This window comes from uncultured Abyssibacter sp., from assembly GCF_964000955.1.
Lineage (GTDB): Bacteria > Pseudomonadota > Gammaproteobacteria > Nevskiales > OUC007 > Abyssibacter.
In genome coordinates this window covers 1-5,885 of record NZ_CAXFCL010000053.1, presented here as the reverse complement: position 1 = coordinate 5,885, position 5,885 = coordinate 1, and the positions used below count along the sequence as shown (strand labels likewise).

Below are 5,885 nucleotides of genomic sequence, written 5' to 3'. Positions count from 1 at the left end.
GCAGGATCACGTGCTGCTGGTGGAAAAGGGGACGCACCAGCTGCTCAGGCAGCCGTCGGAGATCGAGCGGGTCGCCGTCGGGGATCCGACCGTCGCGGATGTCAACGTCATCAACCGTCGTGAAGTGCTGGTGACCGGCAAGGCGCTGGGCATCACCAGTCTGATGGTCTGGGGCAAGAATGCCGGCGTGCCGAGGGAGTACCGGGTCTCCGTCCGCGAGGCCACGGATCCGCTCCAGCGCCTGCCGGATGATCCGGAGCTGGGTCGCGCCAAGATCGTCAAGGGCAAGGGCGTGTCCGGCGAGCTGCCCAGCCTGGCGGCGCACCAGCGGGCGCGTGCGCGTAGTGGTGGCTCCGACGACGCGCCGGTCGTCGATGCATCCACCATCGCGGTGGACACCCAGGTGCACGCGGCGATCAAGATCGTCGAGGTCAGCCGAACCACGCTGCGGCAGTTCGGTTTCAATTTCGTCAAGAATTCCCTGAATACCACGGTGACGGTATCGCCGCCGGGCACGCTGGGGAGCATTGTTCAGAACAATGAACTGGGCTCCTTCGACCTCAGCTCCAATTCGGGCTTTCGGGCCGTGCAGGATGCCTTTCAGCTCGCGATCGGCGATGCCACGAACAGCGTGCTGGGCGTGATCAGCCTGCTGGAGCGTCGCGGTCTGGCACGCACCCTGGCCGAACCGAGCCTGGTTGCCGCCAGCGGCCAGCAGGCGAGCTTCCTCGCCGGCGGCGAGTTTCCCATCCCCGTGGTCCAGGGCAACAGCAACGCTGTTTCTGTGGAGTTCAAGGAGTTCGGTGTCCGTCTGACGATCAGTCCCACGGTGCTGTCCGCCGACCGGATTGGGCTGAAGGTGGCGCCCGAGGTCAGCGAGCTGGATTTCAATTCCGGCTTCCAGTCCGGCGGGGTCGCGGTGCCGGGCCTGGCCGTGCGCCGGACCGACACGACCATCGAGCTGGGTGACGGCGAGAGCTTTGTGATCAGCGGCCTGATCAGCAACAGTCTGCAGGCCGATGTCGACAAGGTGCCGTTCCTCGGCGATGTCCCGATTCTCGGCGCGTTCTTCCGCAGCAGTCAGTATTCACGGGACGAACGTGAACTGATCATGGTCGTGACGCCGACCATCGTCCGTCCACTGGCCGCGGGCGCGCAGACGCCGCCGCTGCCGGGCGCCGAGCTTGATGGCTATCGTCCCGGGTTCGGCGAGCTGCTGCTGCTGGAGAACGGACGTTTCGACAGCGGCTCGGGATTCTCCGAATAGGGACGGCAATGAAGACGCAGGCCATTCTGATTGCGGCAGATCCGGTGTATTCCCACTGGCTCACCGAGGCGCTGGGCGGCGGGGTCGAGGTGCATCTTGTTCGCGGGCTCTCGTCCATGCCTGAGCTGGGCCATATCGGGCTAGCCTTCGTCGAGATCGATCCCGAAAATCCCGGCACGGGCGCCCAGCTGGTCGACCAGCTGCTGGCGCGGCATCCGGATGTTCCCGTCTTCGCGGTCGGTTCCGAATCCTCGTCCGACGCCGTGCTGACCGCGGTGCGTGCGGGCGCGAAAGACTACTTCGTTCTCGACAAGGACAATGACAATCTCGCCGGCCTGGTCGGCAAGGTGTTGCGGCGGTCCACCGCCGGTGCGCGCGGACATGATCACGCCAAGTTCTACGCCCTGATCAACGCGTCCCCCAGCGACGGCCTGGCCTTTCTCGGCGGACACATCGCGCTGGCGCTGGAGGATCGTGCCGGGCCCGGCGAACGCGTGCTCCTGATTGATGTGGCCAGCCCGGTGGGGGCTTCGCTGGTGTACTTCAACGTCAACCAGACCTACACGCTGCTGGATGCCCTGCACGATGTCTATCGCTGCGACCAGACGCTGATCGATACCGCATTCGCGCGCCATGAAAGTGGCGTGTTCGTGCTGTCGCTGAGCGAGGAGTCACTGGGTTTTCCCGCCTTCGACCAGCAAAGTCTGGTGGCGCTGCTTGAGACCCTGCGGCTGCATTTCAGCGCCATCGTGTTCGCCGCCGACGCGCACTTGTCCGTGCCGGTGCTGAGCGCGACGATCAGTCAGGCCACGCGCTCGTTGCTGGTGTCGGATCAGTCCATCCTGCGCAGCCGGCAGAACAAGACCCTGTTGCAGGGTCTGCGCGTGGAGGGCTGCGCGCTGGACCGCATGGGGCTGGTGATCGAGAATTACCGGTCGCGTCTGGGCCTGACCGCGGACAATCTTGCCGAACTGCTGGACCTGCCGGTCTACGGGACCCTGGGTGGTCAGTCGGCGACGCGGATACAGGCGATGAACGCGGGCGAATCGCTGTTTGCTTCGGCACCGCGGGACGCCTACGCGCGGGCCGTGGTGGATCTGGCCGAGCGGCTCGAGCGCTCGGGCGAATCCGGCGACCTGTTGCCGGCCGCGGGAAGCGGGCTGGTCTCGCGCCTGTTCGCGGGCTGATGTGCATATGGCGGTGCAGGAAGAACAGCAATTCCGACTTACGGAGCAGTACCAGACGCTGAAGTCGGCGATTCATCGCCATCTGATCGACCTGATCGACGAGCGAAATCTGGACATCGATTCGATGTCCTACGAGCAGGTTCGCCAGCTCTGCCTGGACCAGGTGCGCCGCTACGTGCTCGATCACAAGCTGCCGGTCAACCAGCGCGAGGTGGAGATTCTGTCCACCGACGCACGCCACGAACTGATCGGCTACGGCCCCATCCAGGATCTGGTGGACGATGAGGAAGTTGACGACATCGTCGTCAACGGTCCGAATCAGGTGTTCGTCGAGCGTGCGGGTCGGCTGGAGGAAGTCGCGCTGCGCTTCATGGACGATGGTCACGTCGTCAGGGTGATTCAGCGCATCCTGGCCCCGCTGGGCCGTCGCGTGGACGAGTCCACGCCGATGGTGGATGCGCGGCTGGCGGACGGTTCGCGCGTCAACGCAATCATCCCGCCCATCGCATTGAACGGGCCCTGCGTCTCCATACGCAAGTTCCGCAAGCGTCCGCTGTCGAGTACGGAGCTGCTCGACAACGGGACGCTGAGCTTCGAAGTGCTCGAGTACCTGAAGGAGCGTGTTCGCGATCGCGCCAATTTGCTGGTGGTCGGCGGCACCGGATCGGGCAAGACCACCCTGCTCAATCTGCTGTCCTCCTGGATTCCCGATACCGAGCGCGTGGTCACCATCGAGGATGCGGCGGAGCTGCGTCTGAATCACGCCCATACCGTGCGGCTGGAGTCCCGTCCGCCCAATCTGGAGGGTGAACGCGCGGTCACCACCCGGGATCTGGTCCGCAACGCGCTGCGGATGCGTCCGGACCGCATCATCGTCGGGGAGGTGCGAGGTGATGAGGTGCTGGACATGCTTCAGGCCATGAACACCGGTCACGACGGCTCCATGACCACGTTGCACGCCAACGGATGTCGTGATGCTATCCATCGCCTGGAACTGCTCGCCGGGTTTGCCGGGTTCACCGGCAGCGAGGTGACGCTGCGCGGCCAGGTGGTGAGCGCGATCGACCTGATGGTTCATGTGTCGCGCATGCCGTCGGGGGAGCGGCGCCTGTTGTCGGTGACGGAAATTCGCGGCATGGAAGGGATCGAGGTGGCCTTGTCGGACGTGTTCCGCTTCGACCCGGAGACCGGGACGCACCGCGATCTTCGCGGCGAGGGTTCCTGATGCTGGTGGGCATCGTCGTTGTCATCGCGATCGGCGCCGCCGGCGTCGCATTGTGGATGTTCGCGTCCGCGCGGCAGCGGGAGGATCGCGAAGACGTGTTGCTGCGTCTGCGCGCGATGGGCAGCGGCGTCGACGAAACCCAGGTCCGTCGGATCAAGACGTCGGATATTCGCAATCCGCTGCTACGCGAGCTCACGCACCAGTTCTGGCGGGCCGGACTGCAGCCTGACCCCCGAAGAATCCGCATCGCGCTGCTGGTCGGGGTCGCCGCCTGCGTGCTGGTGGCGGTGGTTGCCGGTGTCCTTGTCGCCGGGTCGCTGGCCGTGATCGCCATGCTGGTGCTCTACATCTTTCTCTCGCGCCGGGCGGCGGCGCGGCGCTCCGCGGTGCTGGATCAGCTACCGGAGTTTCTGGATCAGATTCTGCGCGCGCTGTCGGCTGGCAACTCGCTGGAAGAGGCGCTGGCCGAGGCTGCCCGCGAGGCCCGCTCGCCGGTGCGTGATCTGTTTCTGACCGTGAGCCGGCAGGTGCGCTTGGGAGCACCGGTTGAGGAAGCGCTGGCGCGACAGGCCGAGATTCACGAGATCAACGATCTGCACGTGCTCGCCATGGCCGCGAGCGTCAACCGGCAGTACGGCGGCAGTCTGCGCCGGATACTCAAGAGTCTGATCCACGCCATTCGCAGCCGCGACTCCGCTGGTCGCGAATTGCGCGCGTTGACCGCCGAAACCCGCCTGTCCGCCGGCGCGTTGGTGGCGATCACCGTGGGGCTCACGGTTTATGTCTACCTGCAGAATCCGGATTACTACAGCGAGATGTGGGGGCAGTTCGGGACACGGCTGATGCTGCTGGGCTCGGTGTTGCTGCAGGGTATCGGCATCGCGGTGATCTATTCCATGGTCCGCTCCTCGCAGGATCCGCGCTGATGTTTCCCGTGCTGGTCGCACTAACCGTCGCACTGCTGCTGGGTGGATGCGCGCTGCTGCTGCTCGGCGCCCTGACCAGCCGGAGAACCCAGCGTCTCGAAGCCCGGGTAACCGGTGCGCGAGTCAGCACCGGCGATGTGGACGGATACGGACCGCTGGTATCGCGGATGGCGCTGGCCGGGCGTCGCGTCGAACAGTGGATGGACACCCAGGACGAGACCGCACGCCTGTTCGTCCAGGCGGGTTGGCGCACACCGCAATCGCGTGTCGCGTTCTATGCGGTGCAGGCCGCGCTGCCGGTGCTGGGCCTGATTCTGGCCCTCACGCTGTGGATCGGCGGTGCCGGCTGGTCGGTCACGCAGTTTGCGATGGCCCTGTTCGTCGCGCTGGCGATCGCGCTGCTGCTGCCCAAGTGGATTCTGAAATGGATGGCGGAACGGCGATGTCGAGCGATACGCCACGAAGTGCCAATGTTCATCCACCTGCTGATGCTCCTGTTCGAGGCCGGGCTGTCGACGCGTCAGGCGTTGCAGAGTCTCATTCGCGAGGCGCGGGGCGTGCTGCCCGTGATCAACGAGGAGATGCAGGTGGTCCTGCGTCAGATCGAGGCCGGTGGCGATACCGCACAGGTGCTCAAGCAGCTGGGCGGCGCGCTGGAGGTGAGCGAACTCGAGACCGTGCTGGCGATTTTGCGTCAGGCGGACCGCTACGGCGGCGAACTGCGTGAGCCGCTGGCGGAAGCGCTGGCGGTGATGGAGGAACGGCGCGTCTTCGAGATGCGCGAGGCCGTCAACCGGTTGTCGGGGCGAATGACCGTCGTCATGGTGCTGTGCTTTCTGCCGGCGCTGCTGATCTTCGTCGCGGGTCCGCCGTTCGTCTCCATCTTCCGGGTGCTGGGCGCCGCTCAATGATGCCGCGTCTGCTCGTTTCACTCCTTCTGTGCGTAACGCTCGGCGCATGCCAGAGCACGCCGGAAACCCCGGAAGAGACCATTCGCGCGGCCAACAAGCAGGATACCGAGCAGGTCCACACCGAACTGGTGCGGAACATGATCGCCCAGCGCAAGTACTATGCGGCGCGCGCGCACCTCGACGCGCTGGCCCTGGAGTACGGTGACACGGCGGAAATCCTGTTGCTGAAGGCCGATTGCATGCGCCACCTCGGCGAAGTCGAGCAGGCGCGTGCGATCTATCAGTCGTTGCTCGACGGAGCGTACGGCGCCGACGCCGCCCACGGCATGGGATTGCTGCTGGCGGACAGGCACCTGGACATCGCGCTCG

Annotated in this window: 6 protein-coding genes; all 6 read left to right on the top strand. The window is 65.5% G+C overall.

The features are described from left to right. The coding region (locus ABNS06_RS02370; protein WP_348672363.1) for a type II and III secretion system protein family protein at positions 1–1,267 on the top strand (1,267 nt) is incomplete at its 5' end. An 8-nt stretch (positions 1,268–1,275) separates the two neighbouring features. Further along, positions 1,276–2,454 carry a hypothetical protein gene (locus tag ABNS06_RS02365; RefSeq protein WP_348672362.1) on the top strand — a complete coding sequence of 393 codons (1,179 nt, stop codon included), beginning with the start codon at positions 1,276–1,278 and terminating at the stop codon, positions 2,452–2,454. Positions 2,455–2,461: 7 nt separating this feature from the next. Then, positions 2,462–3,679 carry a CpaF family protein gene (locus ABNS06_RS02360; protein WP_348672361.1) on the top strand — a complete coding sequence of 406 codons (1,218 nt, stop codon included), beginning with the start codon at positions 2,462–2,464 and terminating at the stop codon, positions 3,677–3,679. Further along, entirely contained in the window at positions 3,679–4,605 is a 927-nt protein-coding gene (locus ABNS06_RS02355; protein WP_348672360.1) for a type II secretion system F family protein, read from the top strand. Before ABNS06_RS02360 ends, ABNS06_RS02355 begins: the two co-directional genes overlap by 1 nt. Further along, the gene (locus ABNS06_RS02350) at positions 4,605–5,516 is read left to right on the top strand and encodes a type II secretion system F family protein (RefSeq protein ID WP_348672359.1); all 912 of its coding nucleotides are present in this window, start codon (positions 4,605–4,607) and stop codon (positions 5,514–5,516) included. Before ABNS06_RS02355 ends, ABNS06_RS02350 begins: the two co-directional genes overlap by 1 nt. Continuing rightward, a partial coding sequence (locus tag ABNS06_RS02345) for a hypothetical protein (protein WP_348672358.1) occupies positions 5,513–5,885 on the top strand: 373 nt, incomplete at its 3' end. The genes ABNS06_RS02350 and ABNS06_RS02345, both read left to right, overlap by 4 nt.